Origin of the sequence: Polynucleobacter sp. Nonnen-W13, from assembly GCF_018881735.1 — a bacterium.
In the GTDB taxonomy this organism is placed as follows: Bacteria; Pseudomonadota; Gammaproteobacteria; order Burkholderiales; family Burkholderiaceae; genus Polynucleobacter.
Map to the genome: position 1 here is coordinate 527,024 of NZ_JACVPU010000001.1, position 20,808 is coordinate 547,831.

At 46.3% G+C, this 20,808-nt stretch carries 19 protein-coding genes, 1 tRNA gene, 1 other RNA gene and 2 pseudogenes; 8 read left to right on the plus strand and 15 right to left on the minus strand.

Annotated features, from left to right (window positions below):
• The first annotated feature begins 9 nt into the window (after nt 1-9).
• Nucleotides 10-1,773: a lipid A export permease/ATP-binding protein MsbA gene (gene msbA / locus ICN27_RS02825; RefSeq protein WP_216268909.1), complete on the plus strand. Its 1,764-nt coding sequence runs from the start codon at nt 10-12 to the stop codon at nt 1,771-1,773.
• Between the two features lie 7 nt (nt 1,774-1,780).
• Here the strand turns inward: msbA and rng are convergent, their stop codons facing one another.
• From rng to ICN27_RS02865, 8 genes and pseudogenes are all read right to left on the minus strand, one after another.
• Nucleotides 1,781-3,244 carry a ribonuclease G gene (gene rng / locus ICN27_RS02830; protein ID WP_216268910.1) on the minus strand — a complete coding sequence of 488 codons (1,464 nt, stop codon included), beginning with the start codon at nt 3,242-3,244 and terminating at the stop codon, nt 1,781-1,783.
• Nucleotides 3,241-3,864 carry a nucleoside triphosphate pyrophosphatase gene (locus ICN27_RS02835; RefSeq protein ID WP_216268911.1) on the minus strand — a complete coding sequence of 208 codons (624 nt, stop codon included), beginning with the start codon at nt 3,862-3,864 and terminating at the stop codon, nt 3,241-3,243. The genes rng and ICN27_RS02835 overlap by 4 nt, the downstream gene beginning before the upstream one ends.
• Nucleotides 3,865-3,871: 7 nt before the next feature.
• On the minus strand, nt 3,872-4,315 hold the full coding sequence (gene rlmH / locus ICN27_RS02840) for a 23S rRNA (pseudouridine(1915)-N(3))-methyltransferase RlmH (protein ID WP_216268912.1): 444 nt from the start codon (nt 4,313-4,315) through the stop codon (nt 3,872-3,874).
• 13 nt (nt 4,316-4,328) lie between these two features.
• Nucleotides 4,329-4,715, minus strand: a pseudogene (gene rsfS, locus ICN27_RS02845) (ribosome silencing factor); the annotation flags it as partial.
• A 54-nt stretch (nt 4,716-4,769) separates the two neighbouring features.
• Entirely contained in the window at nt 4,770-5,483 is a 714-nt protein-coding gene (gene nadD, locus ICN27_RS02850; protein WP_370624467.1) for a nicotinate (nicotinamide) nucleotide adenylyltransferase, read from the minus strand.
• Complete coding sequence (gene hemF, locus ICN27_RS02855) at nt 5,476-6,387, minus strand: oxygen-dependent coproporphyrinogen oxidase (RefSeq protein WP_216269247.1); 912 nt, start codon at nt 6,385-6,387, stop codon at nt 5,476-5,478. Before hemF ends, nadD begins: the two co-directional genes overlap by 8 nt.
• A gap of 50 nt (nt 6,388-6,437) precedes the next feature.
• Complete coding sequence (purD, locus tag ICN27_RS02860) at nt 6,438-7,715, minus strand: phosphoribosylamine--glycine ligase (RefSeq protein WP_216268914.1); 1,278 nt, start codon at nt 7,713-7,715, stop codon at nt 6,438-6,440.
• 47 nt (nt 7,716-7,762) lie between these two features.
• Nucleotides 7,763-8,482 (minus strand): YebC/PmpR family DNA-binding transcriptional regulator, encoded by a 720-nt coding sequence (locus tag ICN27_RS02865; protein ID WP_215309492.1) that lies wholly within the window; start codon nt 8,480-8,482, stop codon nt 7,763-7,765.
• A 141-nt stretch (nt 8,483-8,623) separates the two neighbouring features.
• Here ICN27_RS02865 and ICN27_RS02870 point away from each other — a divergent pair.
• Nucleotides 8,624-8,708, plus strand: a tRNA-Leu gene (locus tag ICN27_RS02870).
• 42 nt (nt 8,709-8,750) lie between these two features.
• On the opposite strand, the gene ICN27_RS02875 is transcribed toward ICN27_RS02870, so the two are convergent.
• From ICN27_RS02875 to lptF, 3 genes are all read right to left on the minus strand, one after another.
• Nucleotides 8,751-9,692, minus strand: coding sequence for a CysB family HTH-type transcriptional regulator (locus ICN27_RS02875; RefSeq protein WP_215309494.1), 942 nt, complete (start codon nt 9,690-9,692; stop codon nt 8,751-8,753).
• 62 nt (nt 9,693-9,754) lie between these two features.
• Complete coding sequence (gene lptG, locus ICN27_RS02880) at nt 9,755-10,909, minus strand: LPS export ABC transporter permease LptG (protein WP_216268915.1); 1,155 nt, start codon at nt 10,907-10,909, stop codon at nt 9,755-9,757.
• Nucleotides 10,906-12,021, minus strand: coding sequence for an LPS export ABC transporter permease LptF (lptF, locus tag ICN27_RS02885; protein ID WP_216268916.1), 1,116 nt, complete (start codon nt 12,019-12,021; stop codon nt 10,906-10,908). Before lptF ends, lptG begins: the two co-directional genes overlap by 4 nt.
• A 124-nt stretch (nt 12,022-12,145) precedes the next feature.
• On the opposite strand from lptF, the gene ICN27_RS02890 reads away from it, so the two are divergent.
• The 6 genes from ICN27_RS02890 (at nt 12,146) to ICN27_RS02915 (ending at nt 19,125) form a co-directional block, all read left to right on the plus strand.
• Nucleotides 12,146-13,741, plus strand: coding sequence for a leucyl aminopeptidase (locus ICN27_RS02890; RefSeq protein ID WP_370624479.1), 1,596 nt, complete (start codon nt 12,146-12,148; stop codon nt 13,739-13,741).
• Between the two features lie 3 nt (nt 13,742-13,744).
• The gene (locus tag ICN27_RS02895) at nt 13,745-14,209 is read left to right on the plus strand and encodes a DNA polymerase III subunit chi (RefSeq protein WP_215309502.1); all 465 of its coding nucleotides are present in this window, start codon (nt 13,745-13,747) and stop codon (nt 14,207-14,209) included.
• A 19-nt stretch (nt 14,210-14,228) separates the two neighbouring features.
• Nucleotides 14,229-15,026, plus strand: a complete 798-nt coding sequence (gene lgt, locus ICN27_RS02900; protein WP_216268918.1) for a prolipoprotein diacylglyceryl transferase — start codon at nt 14,229-14,231, stop codon at nt 15,024-15,026.
• Nucleotides 15,027-15,155: 129 nt separating this feature from the next.
• Nucleotides 15,156-16,460: a malonyl-CoA decarboxylase gene (locus ICN27_RS02905; protein WP_216268919.1), complete on the plus strand. Its 1,305-nt coding sequence runs from the start codon at nt 15,156-15,158 to the stop codon at nt 16,458-16,460.
• A gap of 106 nt (nt 16,461-16,566) precedes the next feature.
• Nucleotides 16,567-17,562 (plus strand): tripartite tricarboxylate transporter substrate binding protein, encoded by a 996-nt coding sequence (locus tag ICN27_RS02910; protein ID WP_216268920.1) that lies wholly within the window; start codon nt 16,567-16,569, stop codon nt 17,560-17,562.
• Nucleotides 17,563-17,601: 39 nt separating this feature from the next.
• Nucleotides 17,602-19,125, plus strand: coding sequence for a malonyl-CoA synthase (locus ICN27_RS02915; protein WP_215309509.1), 1,524 nt, complete (start codon nt 17,602-17,604; stop codon nt 19,123-19,125).
• Between the two features lie 18 nt (nt 19,126-19,143).
• Here the strand turns inward: ICN27_RS02915 and ICN27_RS02920 are convergent, their stop codons facing one another.
• The 4 genes and pseudogenes from ICN27_RS02920 to ICN27_RS02935 form a co-directional block, all read right to left on the minus strand.
• Nucleotides 19,144-19,962: a sulfite exporter TauE/SafE family protein gene (locus ICN27_RS02920; protein ID WP_216268921.1), complete on the minus strand. Its 819-nt coding sequence runs from the start codon at nt 19,960-19,962 to the stop codon at nt 19,144-19,146.
• Nucleotides 19,963-20,181, minus strand: a non-coding RNA gene (gene ssrS, locus ICN27_RS02925) — 6S RNA. It abuts the gene before it with no gap.
• A 99-nt stretch (nt 20,182-20,280) separates the two neighbouring features.
• Nucleotides 20,281-20,511, minus strand: a pseudogene (locus tag ICN27_RS10485) (cell division protein ZapA); the annotation flags it as partial.
• Nucleotides 20,486-20,770: a hypothetical protein gene (locus ICN27_RS02935; protein WP_216268922.1), complete on the minus strand. Its 285-nt coding sequence runs from the start codon at nt 20,768-20,770 to the stop codon at nt 20,486-20,488. The pseudogene ICN27_RS10485 and the gene ICN27_RS02935, both read right to left, overlap by 26 nt.
• Nucleotides 20,771-20,808: the final 38 nt, after the last annotated feature.

Sequence of the window (20,808 nt, forward strand, 5' to 3'; positions counted from 1 at the left end):
ATTCATTATATGAATGCTCAAGACCGTACCGCCCTAAATCGCTTAATTCAGTACCTTAAGCCCCATATTGGCTTAATTATTGGCTCTATATTGGCCATGGCACTGGTTGCTGGCGCAGAAACCTCTATTCCGGCCCTCATGAAGCCTTTGCTCGATCGTGGCTTCACTGGTCAGATGGATCAAAAACTCTGGCTGGTGCCAGTTTTCCTGGTCGGCCTAGCTTTTGTTCGAGGGATGGCACAATTTTTGTCTAGTTATCTACTTAATCGCGTTATCAATGCCGTTTTGCTGAAGATGCGTATGCAAATGTTTAAGGCATTACTGCATTCAAGTACTACGTTCTTCCAAAAGAACTCTGCATCCAGCTTAATTAACGCGGTAGTTTTTGAGGTGAATAATGCCCTCTCCATTATGGGTGGTATGTTGATTAGTTTAGTACGTGACTCTCTCACCGTAATTGGATTGATTGGCTACTTGATTTACCTAAATTGGCAACTGACATTAGTAGTGCTGATGATTTTCCCAATTATTGCCTTCATCATTGGAAAGATTAATAAACGCTTGCGTTCACTGAATCGTGAGCAGCAAACAATGACCAGTGAGCTTGCTTACATTGTTGAAGAGTCAGCTGCTGGGTACAAGATCGTGAAGGTGCATGGTGCTGAAGAGTACGAGATGGATCGCTTTATGGAAAAGGCTGATCGTCTTCGCCGATTTGCCTTGAAATCAGCGGTAGCTGGCGGCTTGAATCAGCCAATTACCCAGCTCATCGCTTCTATGGCGCTATCGATCGTCTTGGTCATCGCCTTAATGCAGTCAGCTACCGAGGGAACTACGGTTGGTGGCTTTGCCTCTTTTATTACTGCTATGTTGTTGGTGATATCGCCGATTAAACATCTCGCTGATATTAATCAGCCATTGCAGCGGGGCTTAACTGCTGCGGAAATGATCTTTTCCCTCATGGATCAACCCTTTGAAGAAGATGAATCCCGTAAGGAGAGTATGAAGCCTCTAGGTAAAGCTAAGGGTGGAATTCGGTTTGAAGATGTTGGCTTTTCTTACCAGCAAGAAGCTGGACGAAAAGATGCTCTCACTGGCGTGAGTTTGAAAATTAAGCCTGGTGAAGTGGTTGCCTTTGTTGGTCCGTCTGGTGGCGGTAAATCAACACTAGTCAATTTATTACCGCGTTTCTTTAAGCCGACCAGTGGGCAAATTTTCTTGGACGATATTCCCCTCGAGGATATTGTGCTGGCTGATGTGCGTAAGCAAATTGCTTTTGTGAGTCAAGATGTGATTTTATTCAATGACAGTATTGCGGCAAACGTAGCCTACGGCGCTATGGGCGCTGAGGGAATTGATCGTGGACGTGTCATAGAGGCTCTTGAGGCGGCAAACTTATCTGCACTCATGAAAGAAATGCCCGAAGGAATTGATACTCAAATTGGTGACAACGGTAATCGTCTATCAGGCGGTCAACGTCAGCGTTTAGCTATCGCAAGAGCTATTTACAAAGACGCGCCTATTTTGATTTTGGATGAAGCTACCTCAGCACTCGATTCTGAATCAGAGCGTCAAGTTCAAGATGCTTTAGAGCGGTTAATGGCCGGCAGAACCACTTTGGTGATCGCGCATCGCTTATCAACTATTGAGCATGCTGATCGGATTGTGGTGCTAGAGCACGGTCATGTGATTGAGAACGGCTCACATGAAGAATTGATTGCTAAGGATGGCTTATACGCTAACTTGCATCGCATTCAGTTTTCGAATGCTTAATCAATGATTAGCTGAGAACGATATCGTATTGTTCTTGGCGGAAGTTGCCTTCTGCCTGGAGTTTGATGGGCTTGGCAATAAAGTCACCTAACTGTGCCAAGAATTGATTTTCTTCCTCAAGGAAAAGATCAATCACATCAGGTGCGGCAACGATTCTAAATTCCCGGGGGTTAAATTGGCGATGCTCGCGCACAATCTCTCGCAAAATCTCATAGCAAACCGTTTGTGCAGTTTTGATTTCACCTTTGCCTTGGCACGTAGCGCATGGCTCACAGGTAATATGGGCTAGAGATTCTCGAGTACGTTTACGCGTCATCTCCACTAGTCCCAGCGAGGAAAAGTCATTTACTGAGGTGCGAGCATGATCGCGTTCTAAATTGCGCTTCAGTTCGTGTAAAACCGATTCTTGGTGGTCTTTGCTCAGCATATCAATAAAGTCGATGATGATGATGCCGCCAAGATTACGTAAGCGCAGCTGACGGGCAATAGCTTGGGCAGCTTCAAGATTAGTTTTAAATACGGTGTCATCAAGATTACGTGCGCCTACATAACTTCCGGTATTGACGTCTATCGTAGTCATGGATTCTGTTTGGTCGATCATCAGATAGCCACCCGATTTGAGATCAACTCTTCTGCCCAGTGCTTTATTAATTTCAGCATCCACATCAAATAAATCAAATAGGGCGCGCTCGCCACGATGCAGTGTAAGTTTGTCCAATAGATTTGGCATATATAGCGTAGCGAATCCTTTGAGCTTTTCAAAGTTCTCAGCTGAGTCCACCCGAATTTCTGTAGTTTCTTCGCTAGCAAGATCTCGTAATACACGTTCAGCTAGACTGAGGTCCTGATAGAGCAAGCTAGGCGCGGCCTTGTGATTTACAGCCTCACGAATCTTTTCCCAGGTTGTGCGCAGGTAATGCATGTCATGCTCAAGCTCAGTATCGCTGGCATCTTGTGCGCTGGTACGCACAATGATCCCACCCTTTTCATCGGCAGGCATCAGTCCTGCAAGGCGCGCCTTAATGGCCTCACGTTCTTCAGCTTGATCGATTCTTTGAGAGACGCCAATGTATTTCTCGGTAGCTGCATCCGTACCAGCTGGCGGGAGATAGACCAAGTTTCGGCCAGCAATACTAAGTTGAGTAGTGAGACGTGCACCTTTGCTTCCTAAAGGATCCTTCAGAACTTGAACTAAAACATTTTGGCCCTCAAAGAGTAGTTTTTCGATTTGAGCTTGAGGATTATTTTGAGTGATGTCGGCGACATGCATAAATGCAGTGCGCTCTAAGCCGATCTCAATAAAGGCAGACTGCATGCCAGGCAGAACCCGTACAACTTTTGCTAAATAAATATTGCCAACAATGCCACGCTGACGGGTACGCTCGATCTGAAGCTCTTGAACGGCACCTTGCTGAATTAGTGCCACCCGTGTTTCTTGGGGGGTGATGTTGATCAGAATTTCTTCGTTCATATGCGGGCGACTTTTGCGAAATCTAGTAATTGGTTAACTTCGAAGATGGGTAATCCCATGATACCGCTATAGCTGCCTTTAATTGAGGGAATAAAAGCGCCACCAAGACCTTGAATACCATATGCTCCAGCCTTACCAAAAGGCTCGCCACTCTGGATATAGCTATCAATTTGCGCTTCAGTTAAGTGGGCAAATTCCACCTCAGAAACTTGAACTAGACTCAGTGGATTGGTTTTTGGGTCAATCGTAAGCACAACTGCAGTTAATACCTGATGTATTTTGCCGCTCAGCATTTTTAGGATGCGCGCAGCATCAGCGGCATCATGAGGTTTTCCAAGAATTTCACCGGCTGAATTGCTAGGTAGGCTGACGGTAGTATCTGCACACAAGATCGGTGCCCAGGGTTTACCACTGTGATGCCACCTGGCTAAGGCAATAGCACTTTTGGCAAAGGTAACTCGTTCAACATAAGCACGCGCCTTTTCATCAGGGAGTGGGGTCTCAAGGGTTTCCGTATCCTCACCTGTTGCTGCAATCAGCATCTCAAACTTGACGCCAATCTGTTTAAGCAGTTCTTGGCGTCGTGGACTCTGTGAGGCAAGGTAAATATAAGAAAACATGAATAACTTACTCGCGGTGATAGGGGTGGCCTTGCAAAATAGTCCAAGCTCGGTAGAGTTGCTCAACCAGCAAGACTCTTGCCATGGCATGTGGCAGGGTCAGACTCGAGAGGCGCCACATCGCTTGAGCATTCTCCTTAAGGCTGGGATCGAGTCCATCGGCACCACCAATCAAAAAAGTAACATCAAAACCTTCTTGCCGCCAGCCTGCCAACTGGGTAGCTAGATTTTGTGTGGTTTGATCTTTGCCACGCTCATCAAGCGCAATTACCCGAGAGCCTTTCGGAATAGCTGCTGCAATTTTGATAGCTTCTTTGGCTGGACTGAGATCCGGTTTGATCTCTTTGATTTCAATGCTGCTATCTGTGGGCATGCGCTTAATGTAATCATGGGTTGCAGTTGCAACCCATTCTGGCATTTTGTGACCAACAGAAACAATCGTTAAACGCATTACTAAAGTATTACTCTTCGTCGTCTGGGTCGCTTGCTTTCACCAGCCCCTTATCCGCAGCTAGTTTCACTCGCACAGGTTTGGCTCCCCACATGCCTTCAAGCTGATAGTAGGCGCGTAATGCAGGTTGCAAAATATGAACGACAATATCACCGCAATCAACCAGCACCCACTCACCAGTCTCTAGACCTTCCACCGAGATCACTTCACCACCTTTTGTATTGACAGCCTCCTTAACGGACATGGCTAGCGATCTAGTCTGACGATTAGAGGTGCCGGTGGCGATGATGACGCGATCAAATAATTCACTGAGCTTAGTGGTGTCATATACACGAATATCCTGTGCCTTGACGTCCTCGAGAGCATCAATCACGACGCGTTGTAATTTTGTTAAGTCCATAGTTTCTTTAGTATTTTTCTGAGATTTTTGAATATAAGGGTGATCTTAGCCTGATTACCTGTACAGACCTAAATTTGTAATGATCTCTAAGGTATGAGACGGAATATGCTCTGAGGCAATATCCCTGTGAGAAGCGCTTTTCAGCTGTTTTCGAAGCTCTGTGGATGAAAGATCTATTGCAAGACTGTTATCTAGATAGATGTAGCCAAATCGGCTTTTTTCAAGGGTGTCTGTATTAATACATGGATGCTTTTCTAATAAAGCCTTAATTTCAGGGCTGATTTGGGTATCAAGTTCATGATGAGGTCTGCTGGCCACTGCCAAATTCACAAAGCCTAGTAATTGATCCCAGGACTTCCAGGAGGAGAGATTGATTAGAGAGTCGACTCCCATCAACCAAGTTAAGTTGACCTCTGGGCCAAAACGCTCTCTTAGGGCTTTGGCTGTATCGATTGCATAGCTTGGACCTGCCCGATCAATTTCAATGCGATCAACTCCAATTTGAGTCGGTATTTTTAGATACAGAAATGCCCTAGCTAAATCAGCGCATGCTGCTTCAGTGAGTTCAAGACGAATTTCTGCGGGCGTGATGCCAGGGCTTTTTTGCCAGGGCTCACCACTCGGGATGAGGAGCAGAGTGTCCAGGTGTAAAAGTTTCGCAAAATGCATGGCCAGTTTAAGGTGGCCAAGATGTGGTGGGTCAAAAGTACCTCCCAGAATGCCAATTTTTTTGGGAGTATCCAAATGTATTGAGATCAAGTTAGGCAAGCCAGTCGCGCGGCTTAAGGTAATAGTCGTACAACTTCGCCTCTGGCGTACCTGGTTTTGCTTGCCAGTTGTACCACCACTGCACTACGGGTGGCATCGACATCAAAATAGATTCTGTTCGTCCGCCAGAGTGCAGGCCAAAAATGGTGCCTCGGTCGAATAACAAGTTGTACTCTACATAACGACCGCGACGGTATTCTTGAAACGCTTTTTCTTCGGGCGTAAAGCTGTCTTGATAACGACGCTCCACAATCGGCAAGTAGGCTTCAATAAAGGCATCGCCAACAGCACGTGTCATGGCAAAACTTTGCTCAAAACCCAGCTCATTGAAGTCATCAAAGAACACACCACCAATACCGCGAGGCTCTTCACGATGCTTGAGGTAAAAATATTCATCACACCATTTTTTGAATCGTGGGTGTAGCTCTTTACCAAATGGGTCTAAAGCATCTTTAGCAGTTTGATGGAAGTGTTTGCAGTCCTCATCAACACCATAGTAGGGGGTAAGATCAAAGCCGCCTCCAAACCACCAAACCGGCTCTTTATCGGGAGCTTGTGCGATAAAGCAGCGCACATTCATATGTGTAGTTGGCACCTTGGGATTATTTGGGTGAAACACCAAGGAAACGCCCATGGCCTCAAAGCTACGACCGGCGACTTCGGGGCGGTGGTGTGATGCTGAAGGAGGCATTTGATCACCGCGTACATGAGAAAAACCAACGCCACCTTTTTCCAATATATTGCCGCCATCTAAAGTACAAGTGCGACCATAACCACGTAGCTTGCTATCTTCTGGCTTCTCCCAGGCATCCGCTATGAAGGCCTTACCATCGAGGGCGCTCATTGCAGTGGTAATGCGATCTTGCAGGCCTAAAAAGTAAGCTTCTAATTCTGCAATATTAATTTGAGTCTGTTCAGTTGATGACAAGGATGAAAAGTCCTTTGTAGTTAGGGTTATTTCACTGCCCGATAGCCAATATCTTTGCGATATTGCATGCCATCGAATTGGATCTGAGCAATTGCTTCGTATGCCTTTTGTTGCGCACCGCGAACGGTATCCGATAGACCTACGACGCACATGACGCGACCGCCAGAGGTGACCAGATTCCCATCTTGTAACTTAGTGCCGGCATGAAAAGTCAATTGATCTTCAGTATCAGTAGTGATACCTGTAATAACATCGCCATTACGTGGAGTATCGGGATAGTTGTGAGCTGCCAATACTACGCCTAAAGCAGTGCGGCGATCCCACTCCAGGTCCACTGCATTGAGTGTGCCGTCAACAGCATGATCCAGTGCGTTTACGAGATCGCTACGCAGACGTGCCATGATGGGCTGTGTTTCTGGGTCACCCATGCGGCAGTTAAATTCTAGAGTTTTAATCTTCCCATCGGGTGAAATCATGAGCCCAGCATAGAGGAAACCTGTGTATGGAATGCCATCAGCTTCCATGCCTTTCACTGTAGGCATGATGACTTCGCGTAGGGCGCGCGCATGAATTTCTGGGGTAACAACTGGGGCAGGGGAGTAAGCGCCCATCCCACCGGTATTAGGTCCTTGATCGGCATCGAGCAAGCGCTTGTGATCTTGACTGGTTGCTAAAGCCAAGACATGTTTGCCATCTACAAGAACAATAAAGCTGGCTTCTTCGCCTGTCAGAAATTCTTCAATGACTACGCGTGCACCAGCATTTCCGAGTTTGTTATCTGCTAGCATCATGTCAACAGCTGCATGCGCTTCCACCAAGTCCATTGCCACAACGACACCTTTACCTGCAGCAAGGCCATCTGCCTTAATCACGATCGGTGCGCCTTTAGCATCAATATAAGCGTGAGCCTCTAATGCGTTTGAAAAAGTCTGATACTCCGCTGTTGGGATGCCATGACGCTTCATAAACGCTTTAGAGAAATCTTTGGATGACTCTAATTGGGCTGCTAGCTGAGTAGGCCCAAAGATGCGCAAGCCATTGTTGCGAAATACATCCACGATACCTGCAGCCAATGGCGCCTCAGGGCCAACTACAGTAAGGTGAATTTTTTCACGTTTGGCAAAGTCTGCTAATTCTTGAAGGTCGGAGATCGGGAGGTTTTGGATGCCTGCTACGGTTTGTTTTGCCGTAGCTGTGCCGCCATTACCCGGAGCTACATATACGGTTTGAACTTGTGGAGATTGCGCTAGCTTCCATGCTAGTGCATGTTCACGACCACCAGAACCAATTAAAAGAATTTTCATAAAGGACTAAAGGAAGTATTAATAAGTAGTGTTAAAAATCTGGCCGATTACAGAGAAGCGTTCGTGAATACTTCTTGAACATCATCCAAGTTCTCAAGCGCGTCTAATAGTTTTTGCATACTCTCCGCTTGATCACCTTCGAGTTCGGTTTCAGTTTCGGGGCGCATCGTCACTGTTGCTAGCTCTGCTTTTAAACCAGCCTGATTGAGTGCGTCTTGTACCTTAGGAAACTCAGGCACTGGGGTGAGTACCTCAAGCGAACCATCATCATGGGTGATCACATCTTCTGCGCCAGCATCTAGTGCGAGCTCCATCAGTTGATCTTCATTGGTGCCTGGGGCAAATAACATTTGACCGCAGTGCTTGAACATGAAAGCAACAGAACCTTCGGCACCCATATTGCCACCATTTTTTGCAAATGCATGGCGTACTTCAGCAACAGTTCGGGTACGGTTATCCGTTAAGCAATCGACAATGATGGCGGCGCCATTAAGGCCATAACCTTCGTAACGAATTTCTTCGTAGTTAACACCTTCCAAAGAGCCTGTACCGCGCTGAATTGCCCGCTGCACGTTGTCATTCGGCATATTGGCATCTTTGGCCTTATCGATCGCTAGGCGCAAACGGGGATTCGTGGCAATATCGCCGCCGCCTAATTTAGCTGCAACCGTAATTTCTTTAATGAGTTTGGTCCAAATCTTGCCGCGCTTTTCGTCTTGACGTCCTTTGCGGTGCTGAATGTTGGCCCATTTCGAATGGCCGGCCATACGGGTAAGTCCTTTTGAGTAATGTGGCTTGAAGAGCCTATTTTAAGGTCTTCTGAGGCTAAGAATAGGGGCTCTACAACTTTTTTGTTACACTCTCACCTCTTAGTAAGCTTCAATGCAGTATTTCCACTGCAAACACCTGCCCCGGTGATGGAATTGGTAGACGTGCCGGACTCAAAATCCGGTGCCGCAAGGCGTGGCGGTTCAAGTCCGCCCCGGGGCACCATCTCAAGTAGGCTGTTATTTTCGCCCCGAGACCTTATCAATCTTAAATCTCGTAAGTTTCTGACTCGCTATTCATCGCTTGTTCAACAATTTTCTTGGTGAGCGTGGGTGAGAATAGTTCGATGAAGGTGTACACAAAAGAGCGTAAGTAAGCCCCTTGTTTAACGCCCAAATGCGTTACGTTGTTGCCAAATAAGTGCCCAACTGGAATGACTCGGAGATTGCGATCTCGATCTGCGTCATAAGCTAAGCCAGCAACAATTCCCACACCCATTCCTGTTTCTACATAGGTCTTAATGACATCTGCATCAATCGCCTCCAAAATAATATCCGGGCTGAGATTACGTTGTGCAAAAGCGGCATCAATCTTGCTGCGACCCGCAAAAGCTTTGTCGTAGGTAATGAGCGGGTACTTCGCAATTTCTTCTAGAGTGATTGTGGATTGATTGAGGAGTGGGTGACTTAGTGGCACCATGATGACGTGATGCCATTGGTAGCCTGGGAGTGCCAGTACTCCAGGAGTATTGGCAATACCTTCAGTGGCTATGGCGATGTCAGCACGATCATGAATGAGTAGCTCTGCAATTTGACCTGGGCTTCCTTGCTGAATACTGACCCTTACCTTGGGGAAGCGTTTTGTAAATTCAGTCAACACTTTAGGCAGGGCATAGCGAGCTTGGGTGTGGGTGGTGGCAATCACAAAGTTACCCTGATCTTGGCTAGCGAAGTCTTTGCCCACTCTTCTTAAAGTTTCCACTTCATCCAAAATTCGCTCAATCGAGATGAGGATGCGCTTGCCCGGCTCTGTAAGGGAGCGAATGCGCTTACCATGCCGTCGGAATATTTCTACGCCAAGCTCATCTTCCAGCTCAATAATGGCTTTGGAAACACCGGGCTGAGAGGTAAAGAGTGCCTTGGCAGCCGAGGTGAGATTAAAGTTCTGCCTGACGGCTTCACGAACAAATCGAAATTGATGCAGATTCATATGGATTCCATTCTTTATATCAACTGCGATATAGGAATCAGATTCTATATGATTTTGAGGTATTAAGCTCTAGATACCCAACGTAAACCCACCATCGCCAAAATGAAATACACCAATGGAGGTGTGAGGGCGGTTAACAATGCCGGCCATGACCCTAAAAGTCCCACATTTGAGAAGAGTGAGTTAAAGAGCTGGAAGCTCATGCCCAGCATGATGCCGCCAAATACTTTAATGCCAACGCTACCTGCCCGAACCTTTAAGTAGGCAAATGGCAGGGCCAGTGCCAGCATAACGAAGATAGTGAATGGATAAATTACTTTTTTCCAAAAGGCAATGGAGTGCCTTTGCGCATCTTGTTTGTTATCTCTTAAATGAGAAATGAAGCGACCCAAACTAAAGATCGACATTTTTTCTGGGCTGACTAAAAGTACGCTCAAAATTTGTGGAGTGACTTCAGAATTTAGGCTGATGATCGGGTGAACAAAAGTTTGCGCTGAATACACTGGGTTTAGTGGATCCGCTTGCTTGGTTTCTTTAAAGCGAGTTTCGGTGACATCATCCAAAATCCAAGTTCCGGTTTGATCAAAGCGTCCAGATACGGCACTGCGAATAGATAGCAGACGATAGGCATCATCAAACTCATACATGCGGATATTTTTGATTTCGTTGTCCCGCTCAATTTTGCCAACGTTGACATAGCGAACTCCTGGCCTAATTGGACCACTACCATCCTCATCACGTAAGCGATCTTTGACCCACACTCCAGTTTTAAATTGCGAGCTATAGGATGAGCCCAAAGCCTTCATACGAATTTGATCAGATAAGTTTTCTGTATAAGGCCCAAGCCATTCACTCATCATGAGCGTAACGATCACTAGGGGTAGTGATATCTTCGCTAGGGTAGTTAAGCCCTTACGCATATCCAATCCAGCAATCCGTAAGATAGTGAACTCAGATTGACTTGCCAGCATCGCAAATACATAGATGCTTCCAATCAAACCAGCGATAGGAATAATTTCAGAGATACGGCTTGGTGCTTTCAATAAAACATGCAGCAATGCTAGTGGCAAAGTGTATTGACCCTTAACTGAGCCAAGCTCACTGAGGGTGTCAAAAAATAAGAACAGTGTGACTAAGGCGAAAAGAATAAAACCAAAGGCCGCATAAATTTGCCTAGCTAAATAGCGTTCAAAGATATAAGGAAATAGGTATTTCATCTATTGGCCAAGAACGAAGGTAGTTGACGACGCCACCACTTCAGGGATGGATTAATACGATTGCGAATGAGTAAAAAAGCCATGCCAAAAGCGAGGGCGTGAATGGGCCAAGCCGCCACCAAAACATTCACCTTGCCTTGTGACACAAAATTTTGCGTGAGGTTTAAGAGGTTGCTATAAATAAGGTATATCAACACCGCATAAAACATTGCCGTGTAATTACCCAGTCTTGGGTTGACATAAGCAAGCGGGATTGCAATTAATACAAGCCCAAGTGCCATTAGTGGTAAACCGATCCTCCACAGTAATTCGGCATGATTGGGATTAGCCGCGGCCACATTGGGATCGTTTAATAACTCGGATACCGATTTTTCTCGATCACGTGGTGCTGGATCGAGTGCGCTCTTGTTTTGGATGTTGGTGCTGTATTGGGCGAACTCTAGAATCCTAAAATCAGCTTGCGTTGGTACTCCTTCGTAGCGCCGGCCATTATTTAAGACGATGGATTTGCCGTCACCCTTTGCATTCTCAATAAATCCAGTGGAGGCAACGGCGACACTCAGACGACCATTTTTGGTTTCTGCGGCAAAGATATTTTTCACTTCGCTTTTATCCACATCTAACTCTTCAATGAAAAATACCCGCTCGGCTTTGGCCGACTCTCTAAACTGGCCTGCAGCAACCATGGAGACATCACTTCGCTGCTGAAAGCGCTGGCTGATGATGGTGGATTCGCGATTAGCCCAAGGCCAAACAAAAAGGGCTAAAAGGGCAATGATGACAATCAGCGGTGCTGCAAAGCGCAGGATGGGTCGAATGAGGCTAGCAATGCTAAGGCCGCTAGCAAACCAAACAATCATTTCTGAGTCTTTGTACCAGCGCACTAGCACCATCAGAACGGCCACAAAGAGGGAGACGGTCAAAAGAACGGCCATATAGCCAAGAGTGGCCAGCGCAATGAGGACGAGAGCATCCTCTGGATTGACGGCGCCGTTGGCCGCAAAGCCCAGAATTCGGATAACCAGAGTGGTAATCATGATGGTAACCAGGACCAAGAAAACGCCACCAGTCGTAAAACTGAGTTCGCGGCGAAGGGCTTGGTGAAAAATCATGAATAAATGGTGAGTTCACTGTTATTGGCTCACTCAAGATGTGAACCTGCATCTCGGAGGATAATGGATAAATACCCATTTTTTCCCTTGAATTGACTTAAAAATACCTTAAGACATCATGACTATCCAATTTAGCACCAAGATTTTCGCGCAAGCCGATCTGAATAACCCTAAGCAACTAAAAGCAAGTCTAGCCACTTTATTGGCACAGAGCTCCGACTGCTTAGTTTTAGCTTATTCAAAGGCGGACTTAGATGCTTTAGCGACCGCTAAATCCAAATCTGGACATTTAGTCGAATTGGATCGTCTGCTCGGCGGTTCTGTTAGCCATGCCAATCTCGTTGGTGACCTCGATGCTCAGCAGGCATCTACCTGTGTGATCCGAGCTGAAAAATCTTGGGCCACATCTGGAGTGAAAGTAAAGCGCATCCTCTTGGTATCTTTGGGCGATATTGTTCCAGCTAGCGCACGAAGCCTGGTCTCATACTCAAAAATTGCGCGCGCCGCATTGAAGCAGCTCAGCGGTGGCTCCATTCAAAGTGCCTTGTGGTTTATTCCAAGTTTCGCTTTGGGCCATCGCGCAGAGTTCATTGCCGAAGAGGTGCGCTTGACCATTCAGTATGCTGGTGACCAGGCATATCGCTTTGGGGTTCGCCAGCCGGCGATGAAGTTCAAGGCCAAAGATAAAGCAGACACCTTTAACCATCTTATCTTTGCAGGAAATGATGCTTGCGCTAAAGAGCTCAAGGCTGCGGTTCCAGAGGGTGCTGCAATGGTTGAGGGTATGAACTTAGCTAAAGACTTGGGTAATTTGCCTCCCAATATTTGTACGCCAACCTATTTAGGTAGGGCGGCGCAAGGCTTAAGTAAAAAGACTGGATTAAAGGTGGAGGTTTTAGGTCGCAAGCAAATTGAAGCTCTGGGTATGGGCTCATTTTTATCTGTAGCCCAAGGTTCTGATACGCCGCCACAATTTATTGTGATGCGTCACCTCGGTGGCAAAGTCGGCGAGGCTCCGATTGTTTTGGTGGGCAAGGGTATTACCTTTGATACTGGTGGCATTTCTCTCAAGCCTGGTGAGGCGATGGATGAGATGAAGTACGACATGTGTGGCGCTGCATCGGTGATTGGCACAATGTATGCAAGCGCTTTGATGAAGTTAAAAAAGAACGTCATTGGCGTGATCCCCACATGTGAAAATATGCCATCTGGCCAAGCTACTCGTCCAGGCGATATTGTGAAGAGTATGTCGGGACAAACGATTGAGATTCTCAATACCGATGCTGAAGGTCGCTTAATCCTGTGTGATGCCTTAACTTATGTTGAGCGCTTCAAGCCTAAAGCAGTGATTGATGTAGCTACCTTGACTGGCGCTTGCATCATTGCACTAGGACATGTACATAGCGGCGTGTTCTCTGATGATGAGGGTTTAGTCAGCTCACTCACAAAGGCGGGTCATGCCTCTTTAGATACTGTATGGCGTTTGCCATTGGATGCGGCTTATCACGAGCAGCTGAAATCCAACTTTGCAGATGTAGCCAATATTGGTGGGCGTCCAGCAGGTAGTGTGACCGCAGCTTGTTTCTTATCGCGCTTCACTGAAAAATATAAATGGGCTCACTTAGATATCGCCGGCACTGCTTGGAAGAGTGGCGCCGCCAAAGGTTCAACTGGGCGCCCAGTGCCTTTGCTCGTGAATTACTTGCTAGAGCAAAAGTAATTCATGGCTCGGATTGATTTTCATAGCAACGTGAGCGATAAGCTGGAATACGCTTGTCGCTTAACACGCAAGATCTGGAGTGCTACGCCCGTTGGTGAGCCTGTACGTAATATCGTGATGGTGGGCGAGAAAGCGGATCTCAAAAAGTTGGATGAATTACTTTGGACATTTAGTGCAACGGATTTCTTGCCACATTGTTTTATTGAAGACGAGACAGCAATCGATACGCCTATTTTGCTGACAGATCATTTTTTATCACCTGCTTTGTCTCATCTTCCTCATGCGGATGTGTTGATTCATTTGGGAATGCGTATGCCTTCTGACGTCCCAGGCTTACTTGCCCGCTTCCCTCGCATCGTTGAGGTTGTGACTATTGATGAAGCAGAGCGCCTTGCCGGTCGTGAGCGTTACAAAGCCTATCGTGACCTAGGTCATGAATTGCATAACTTCGATCAATCTAAATCATGATTGTTGCTTGTCTCTCAACATGTTGATTCACCCCGAACTTGATCCTGCTGTAATTCGCATTGGCTCGTTTGCCATCCACTGGTATGGTTTGATGTATCTCTTGGCGTTTGCTCAATTTTTATTGCTGGGTCGTTTGCGCATACGCGCTCCGCGATACCAGTCTTTGGGTTGGTCATATAAAGACCTTGAGGATCTCTTATTTGTTGGTGTCTTCGGCGTAGTGCTTGGTGGACGTTTGGGTTACACCCTGTTTTATATGCCAGGTTATTACTTTGCAAATCCTCTGAGTATTTTCAAGATTTGGGAAGGCGGCATGTCTTTTCATGGCGGACTCCTGGGTGTTTTACTTGCCTTGCTCTGGTTTGCCTATCGTCGTAAGGTTTCATTTTTTGTGGTTAGCGATTTAGTTGCACCATTAGTTCCATTTGGTTTGGCATTTGGTCGCTTGGGTAATTTTATTAATGGCGAGCTGTGGGGAAGACCGACAGACTTACCTTGGGCTATGGTTTTCCCATTGGTTGACTCCATTCCCCGTCATCCCTCCCAGATTTACCAGTTTTTTGGTGAGGGAATTTGCTTGGGAATCATCCTTTGGATTTATTCCATTAAGCCTCGCAAGGTAGGGCAGATTTCAGGCTTATTTTTGTTAGGTTATGGCGTTTGCCGATTCTTGGCAGAATTTGCGCGAGAGCCTGATGCCTTCTTGGGGCTCTTGGGTCTGGGTCTTTCTATGGGTCAATGGCTTTCTATGCCCATGATCATTTTCGGAATTTACCTTATAGTGAGAGTAAATACGAAAAAAGGCACTTATCAGTAGTTAAAAATTCTATTTTCTGGGTCTTTTGTAGTTAATTTCACAAAATTAACTAAATTCTCTGGAAAAGCGTTTAGTTTTCACTGAATTTGCCTAATTTCAGACTATTTCTACCCCAATCGAAAGTAATTCATGCTGGAAAAGCTAACTAAAGCTCGAAATTTGTCTAAGGCAAACAACGCTATCAAGCGACTGATATCGGAGCGCGGTGAATCAAATGCGCTCAGCATGGCGGATGATGTAGTTACTAACTACCGTAAGTTATCAAAAGATCAATACGTCTCATTCTTTACCTTTCTGTTTGAGAAACTCAACCCCCAAGCTGATGCGGTACTGAAAGCGGCGCAAAATTTTGTAGCCGACTCTAGTGCACGCAATTACATTCAGTTGCAAAAAGTTTCTGAATCTCCTCGTCAAGAATTCTTCCGCCGTTTAAATCGCGCTAGCCATGGTACTGCGGCTGTAGTACAAATGCGCCGTGATTTACTGCAGTTGTTAGATAAAAAACCTGAGTTGGCTGCAGTGGATTTCGATATGCGCCACTTACTTTCTTCTTGGTTTAATCCAGGGTTTCTGAAAATGCATCAGGTGGACTGGAAGTCCCCTGCAGAGGTGCTTGAGAAGCTGATTCAACATGAGGCCGTTCACGCGATTGATGGTTGGGATGACCTGCGTCGCCGCCTGCAGCCTGACCGTCGTTGTTTTGCCTTCTTTCATCCACAGCTTCCAAGTGAGCCTTTAATCTTTGTAGAGGTAGCGCTCCTGCCTGAGATTCCAACGGTGATTACGCCATTGGTTGATAAAAAAGCAGAAACAGTAGATCAGGCATCTCAATATAAAGTCGCTGTTTTTTATTCGATTAGTAATTGCGAATCCGGACTTCGTGGCGTATCGATGGGTAACTTTTTAATTAAGCGGGTCGCAGAGCAGTTACATGCAGAGTTCCCTGGAATCAAAACTTTTGTGACTTTATCGCCTATTCCAGGATTTATGGATTGGGTAGCTGCTGGTGCAAATTTAGGTGATGGTGTTCCAGCCGGGAGACTGAAACCGAATCTGAAGTTGGCAAGAGATTCTTCTTTGGCGGTCTTAGGTCTCGACAGCCAATCCTGGAGCGAGAGATTGGCGGGTGGATGGCATCCTGATTTAGCCTCCGAGAAAGAAAAAGCGGCTTTATTGAGCTTGGCGAGCATGTATTTAGGCTTGGCTTCTACGGGGCGCGATGGCAACCCTGTGGCGAAGTTTCATTTGGGTAATGGTGCCAAATTGCACCTGGTGAACTGGGCAGGCGATCTATCACGCAAAGGCTTGCGTCAATCTGCCGGCTTGATGGTTAATTACCTTTATGACCTGGGAAGCGTGGAGGATAACCACGAGCGCTTTGCCAATGGTGAAATCGTATATTCCAGGGCTGTAGCTCGCCTCATGGCTCCCTAGTGTTTTCCCTTGTGCGGACTTTTGCAGCAAGCCTTAAGTGCCCTTAAAATAGGCGCTGAAATATATATATGAAGTCAATCATGAGATTGATACAAAAGGAGACGAAATGTTTAATCAAAAAAACAAGTCAGTATTTTCTTTGAGCTTGCTTAAGAAAGCAGCTTTTTTAGTCTGCGCTGTCCCTCTTGCTGTATTTGCGCAAGAGTGGCCAGTTAAGCAGGTCACATTCTTAAATCCGTTCCCAGCCGGTGGTGGAACAGATGCTTTTGCAAGACCTTTGGCTGCGCAGTTAACAGAGCAATTAGGTAAGCAATTCATTATTGATAACCGCGGTGGTGCAGGTGGTACCGTTGGCGCCTCAGTTGCTGCTAAAGCTGCTCCAGATGGTTACACCTGGTTCATCGGTGCTACCCACCACACCATTGCACCTTCGATGTATAAGAATTTAGATTACGACATCGAGAAGAGTTTTATTCCAGTTGCGATGATTGCTAACGTACCGCAGGTCTTAGTGGTGAATCCACAGCGCGTGAGCGCACGCAATGCTAAAGAGTTCATTGAGCTCATGAAGAAGAATCCAGGTAAATACAATTTTGCCAGCGCGGGTAGTGGCACAGTCCATCACCTAGCAGGCGAATTATTTAAGATTCAGACCGGAACCTTTATTACCCACATTCCTTATCGTGGCGCTGGCCCAGCAATGAATGATTTATTGGCTGGTCAGATTGACTTGGAGTTTGATGGTCTTGCTACTTCTGCCCCTCAGATTAATGCTGGAAAGTTAGTGGCAATTGCTTTGGCTTCAAATAAGCGTTCCCCTGCGATTCCGAATGTACCTACTTTCAAAGAAGCTGGCTTACCTGACTACGAAGTGTCTACCTGGTACTCTATTTTTGCTCCAGCTGGTACTCCTAAACCGATCGTAGACAAAATGATTGTTGAAGTACAAAAGGCCTTAAATACGCCTAAGCTTAAATCGATCTGGGAAAAGAACGGTTCTGACACCCCTAATTTGTATGGTGAGGCGTTCGGCAAGCAGGTTCGTGCTGACGTAGTACGTTGGTCTTCAGTAGTTAAGAAATCTGGCGCTACGTTAGATTAATTAGTAAGCGGTTTAATTGTTTGGTTTTTTGAGGCTCGAATGAATTTATATTCTTTATTGGAAACAGGTTTTCCAAAAGATAAGCAGGCTTGTGCATTGGAAACGCATGATGGTTTGTACTACTCCTGGAGTGATCTGGAGCGCGCTACTTCTAAGATGGCAAACCTCCTTAAGAGCCTCAAATTACCAGCAGGATCTCGTATTGCTGTTCAGGTTGAAAAGTCACCTGAGGCACTTTTTCTGTATCTGGCTACTGTAAAAGCAGGATATGTTTACCTGCCTCTAAATACCGCCTATCAAGCAGCAGAGATTCAATACTTTCTAGAGAATGCTGAGCCTGCAGTAGTTGTATGTAGCAGCAAAAACTTCTCATGGGTATCTAAGGTTGCTTTTAAAGCCGGCACTAGGCATGTTTTCACCCTAGATGAGGATCGCAAAGGCACCTTATTAGAGCGTGCTGCTGGTCAAGGTGATAAGTTCAAAACTGTTGCTGTAAAGGATGATGATTTAGCAGCTATCTTGTATACCTCTGGCACAACCGGTCGCAGCAAGGGCGCAATGCTGACCCATAAGAACTTGGGAAGTAATGCGCAAGTATTACAGAAGTTTTGGGGCTGGAAAAAAGGTGATGTCTTATTGCATGCACTCCCAATCTTCCATGTTCACGGATTATTTGTGGCTGCGCATGGGGCATTAATTAACGGCAGCAAAATGATCTGGTTGCCACGCTTGGACACTACGCAACTGATTCATCACATGCCAAATTCGACTGTGATGATGGGTGTGCCTACTTTCTACGTACGCCTACTGGCCGATAAAAACTTTAATAAGAGCGTTGCACGCAATATGCGTCTGTTTGTGTCGGGCTCTGCGCCATTGTTGACGGAAACATTTAATTCTTTCAAAGAAGTCATTGGCCAGCCAATTCTTGAGCGCTATGGCATGAGTGAAACCGTGATGCTCGTTTCTAATCCCTATAAAGGTAATCGCGTCGGTGGGTCGGTTGGCTTGCCTCTACCCGGTGTCAAAGTGCGCGTGGTGAATGAAAGCAATCAGCCTTGCGGCCTTGATGAAATTGGCAGTATTCAAGTGAAGGGCCCAAATATATTTAAGGGCTACTGGCGTATGCCAGAAAAAACAGCCGAAGAATTTACTAAAGACGGCTGGTTTAAAACGGGTGACGTGGGTCGCTGGGGTGGTGATGCTAATGGTGGTAAAGCACCTCAAGATTACCTCTGTATCGTTGGTCGCAGTAAGGATTTAATTATTTCTGGTGGCTACAACGTTTACCCCAAAGAGATCGAAAGTTTTATCGATGATATGGATGGTGTAGATGAGAGTGCTGTGATTGGTATTCCGCATCCTGATTTTGGTGAGGCAGTAATGGCGGTAGTAGTGCCAAAAGCAGGCGCCAAGCTGGACGCGCAGGCCATGATCGCAACACTAAAAACGCAAATTGCAAATTTTAAGATTCCAAAGCGTTTAGAGATTGTTTCTGACTTACCTCGCAACGCAATGGGCAAGGTTCAAAAGAATATTCTGCGTCAGCAATACACTAGCTAAGAGCGGTAAAAGAGTTTATTAAAAACCAAATGCCTTGCGGCTTTCATTAAACATGAAGGCTGCAAGCATAAAGAGCATCACCCCGAAGATGCGTTTGAGTTGAGCTACATTGAGTTTCCTGGCCATCTTTGCGCCCAGTGGGGCAGTAAATATACTGACTGCCACAATGCAGAGTACTGCTGGAACATAAACAAATCCAAGTGATCCTTCGGGAAGATGGGGATTGCCCCAGCTGCCATACATGTAGCCGATCGTTGCTGCAGCTGCAATCGGAAATCCTAAACCTGAAGAGCTGGCCATCGCGGTATGTGGTTTGACATTGCACCAAAGCATAAATGGCACAGTAATAAATGCTCCGCCTGCACCTACTAGGCTTGCAATTACACCCGTTAGTGCTCCGAACGAGAAAAGGCCAACGGCACCGGGTAATTCTCGTCCAGCTGCAGGCTTTTTATTGATGATCATTTGGATCGAGGTGTAGACAATAAACATGGCGAAGAATAGGGATAGCCAAGAAGTATTGATTGCCTCAAAAATCTCACTACCACCAACTAGGCTGCCAATCACTAGGCCGGGACTAAGTGCTGCCACTAGCTTCCAATCGATAGCGTGATGTTTGTGATGCGCCCAGATGGCTGAAGTGGTGGTAAAGAGTATGGTTGCCATGCCAGTTGCGATAGCCATATGTACGATGACGTTTTGGCCAAATCCTAAATGATTGAACACCACAATCATGAATGGCACCAAAATCATGCCACCTCCAATACCTAGGAGGCCTGCAAGGAAGCCCGAGATGCTCCCACATAACATCAGCATGGCGATATCGGCTATTGACATGAATTCCCCGCCTTAGCCGCTAGGCCGTCATCCTGAACCCTAAGGTTCAAGGTGGAACGGCTACTCTGCTTCGGGTGCATTAAGAAATTCAGGGAGTGAACAGCGCGAGGCTGCCACTGTGAAAATTCGAAACGCTCACGCCCACAGTGTAAAGATCGTTCCTGATGCTTGCGCATCGGTTCAAGGAACTATTGGCCTTGGCGAACCAGGCAGGGAAAGGGTTTGCATCAGGGCATCTACTTGATCTTCCAGGGCATAAATTTCATTCTGGAGTCGAGTAATTTCTTCTGAATGAGAGCTGGATGAGCCGCTCTGTACGGAAGCAAGTTGAGCTGATGTTTGTAATTTAATGAGATCACCTGCAATTTTTAGTGCAGCCATCATGCTTGCACGTTCAATACTACGGTTGCCACCATTAATTGCCAGTTGGATTTGCTCATCAACTAATGTGCAGGCTGCACGAAGTAGTGGCTCATGCTCAGTACTCGTGGCTAGAGTAATTTTTTGACCTGCGAGGGTTACTTCAATGCGTTGTTGGCTCATTGTCATCCTCTGGGTTAGTTGGTGTCGCGGGCTCACTGAGTAAGTTCAATTGACGCCCATCACTCTGCTCTGGTAGACGACTCAAAATATGCTGAACCCGTTTTTGTGCATCCTCAATCTTATTCTCAAGTTGGACGCGATCCTGATGCAGTGCTTTTACGGCATCAGAAATTAGCTGAATTTTTCCAGCTAGCCTCTGCAAAGATGCGGCTATTGAATCAGACTCAGTAGAGTCGCTTGGGACGTGAGGGGGGTACTCGGTCATATAGGCATTGTAGCCTTAGGGAAATGCTTTGTGGAACC

Bases quoted from the DNA above. Each gene is read 5' to 3' on its own strand.
- msbA (WP_216268909.1), top strand. From the start codon at position 10: ATGAATGCTCAAGACCGTACCGCCCTAAATCGCTTAATTCAGTACCTT.
- rng (WP_216268910.1), bottom strand. From the start codon at position 3,244: ATGAACGAAGAAATTCTGATCAACATCACCCCCCAAGAAACACGGGTG.
- ICN27_RS02835 (WP_216268911.1), bottom strand. From the start codon at position 3,864: ATGTTTTCTTATATTTACCTTGCCTCACAGAGTCCACGACGCCAAGAA.
- rlmH (WP_216268912.1), bottom strand. From the start codon at position 4,315: ATGCGTTTAACGATTGTTTCTGTTGGTCACAAAATGCCAGAATGGGTT.
- purD (WP_216268914.1), bottom strand. From the start codon at position 7,715: ATGAAAATTCTTTTAATTGGTTCTGGTGGTCGTGAACATGCACTAGCA.
- ICN27_RS02865 (WP_215309492.1), bottom strand. From the start codon at position 8,482: ATGGCCGGCCATTCGAAATGGGCCAACATTCAGCACCGCAAAGGACGT.
- ICN27_RS02875 (WP_215309494.1), bottom strand. From the start codon at position 9,692: ATGAATCTGCATCAATTTCGATTTGTTCGTGAAGCCGTCAGGCAGAAC.
- lptG (WP_216268915.1), bottom strand. From the start codon at position 10,909: ATGAAATACCTATTTCCTTATATCTTTGAACGCTATTTAGCTAGGCAA.
- lptF (WP_216268916.1), bottom strand. From the start codon at position 12,021: ATGATTTTTCACCAAGCCCTTCGCCGCGAACTCAGTTTTACGACTGGT.
- ICN27_RS02895 (WP_215309502.1), top strand. From the start codon at position 13,745: ATGGCTCGGATTGATTTTCATAGCAACGTGAGCGATAAGCTGGAATAC.
- lgt (WP_216268918.1), top strand. From the start codon at position 14,229: ATGTTGATTCACCCCGAACTTGATCCTGCTGTAATTCGCATTGGCTCG.
- ICN27_RS02905 (WP_216268919.1), top strand. From the start codon at position 15,156: ATGCTGGAAAAGCTAACTAAAGCTCGAAATTTGTCTAAGGCAAACAAC.
- ICN27_RS02910 (WP_216268920.1), top strand. From the start codon at position 16,567: ATGTTTAATCAAAAAAACAAGTCAGTATTTTCTTTGAGCTTGCTTAAG.
- ICN27_RS02915 (WP_215309509.1), top strand. From the start codon at position 17,602: ATGAATTTATATTCTTTATTGGAAACAGGTTTTCCAAAAGATAAGCAG.
- ICN27_RS02920 (WP_216268921.1), bottom strand. From the start codon at position 19,962: ATGTCAATAGCCGATATCGCCATGCTGATGTTATGTGGGAGCATCTCG.
- ICN27_RS02935 (WP_216268922.1), bottom strand. From the start codon at position 20,770: ATGACCGAGTACCCCCCTCACGTCCCAAGCGACTCTACTGAGTCTGAT.